We start from the raw sequence: 1,084 nt of genomic DNA on the forward strand, positions 1-1,084 counted from the left end.
ACCATCTCCGGTTGGACCACCCTCTTCGTTTCGCTGTGGTTCATCGGCGGCGCCATACTCGTGGCCTGCGCCATTATTGGGGAGTATGTGGGCAAAATATTTATCGAAGTCAAGCGCCGTCCCCGTTACCTTATTGAACAGGTAGCTGGTGAATAAGTTGTTCTCCAGCCTTTGTTCTGCTTCTCCTTTACACTCGTTACTTCACACCTCTTTCTTATGAAACACCTCTTCCTTTCCTCCCTCCTGATGCTCTCCTGCGCCACAGCTGCTGCCCAGCACGTGGTGTGGTTCGATAGCCCCAATTCCCTTCGCGGACGCGAAGTGTGGTGGGGTGGACATCCTGAACGTTTCTCCGCTGACTACAAACCGATAGACGCCGGTCAGGGCGCAGTCAATCCCGACCAAGAGTGGGAACGTCGCTCCCTGCCTTTGGGTAACGGCAGTATCGGCTGCAACGTCATGGGCTCCGTCTCTACTGAGCGCTATACTCTCAATGAGAAGACCCTGTGGCGCGGTGGCCCCAACACCGCTACCGGTGCCAAAGCTTATTGGAACCAGAATATTGACGGGGCTAAGAACCTGCCCGCCATACGTCAGGCCTTTCAAGACGGCGACCTGAACAAGGCTGCCCGCCTTACGCAGGAGAGCTTTACCGGTAATGCCCCTTACGAGGCTGCCGGTGAACCTGCCTTCCGCTTTGGTTCATTCACCACGATGGGCGAGTTGTGCTTGGAGACCGCCATTTCAGACCAAGGCATCAGTCATTATCGCCGTGCCCTTGATCTAGACTCTGCCCTCGCCACCGTCAGCTTCACAGCGGCAGACGGCACCACTTACAGCCGGCGTACCTTCGTCTCCTATCCCGCCAATGTGATGGCGGTGAAGCTCACTGCCTCTGCTCCCGGCCGTCAGACCTTTACCCTCAGCTATGCACCCAATCCCTGCGCTACCGGTACTTTCAGTCCTGATGGTCAGGGCGGCTTGGTCTACTCCGGCCGATTGGACAACAACCAGATGGCCTACGTGGTGCGTATCCGCGTCAACACCAAGGGCGGTAGCGTAGAGTATAAGGACGGCAAGCTCT

1 protein-coding gene is annotated in these 1,084 nt (G+C 56.8%); it reads left to right on the forward strand.

The window, feature by feature from the left end; translation table 11 throughout:
* Positions 1 to 216: 216 nt before the first annotated feature.
* A partial coding sequence (locus Q4P78_RS09320; protein ID WP_303340091.1) for a glycoside hydrolase family 95 protein occupies positions 217 to 1,084 on the forward strand: 868 nt, incomplete at its 3' end.

It is taken from the genome of Rothia sp. (in: high G+C Gram-positive bacteria) (assembly GCF_030540545.1).
Lineage (GTDB): Bacteria > Actinomycetota > Actinomycetes > Actinomycetales > Micrococcaceae > Rothia.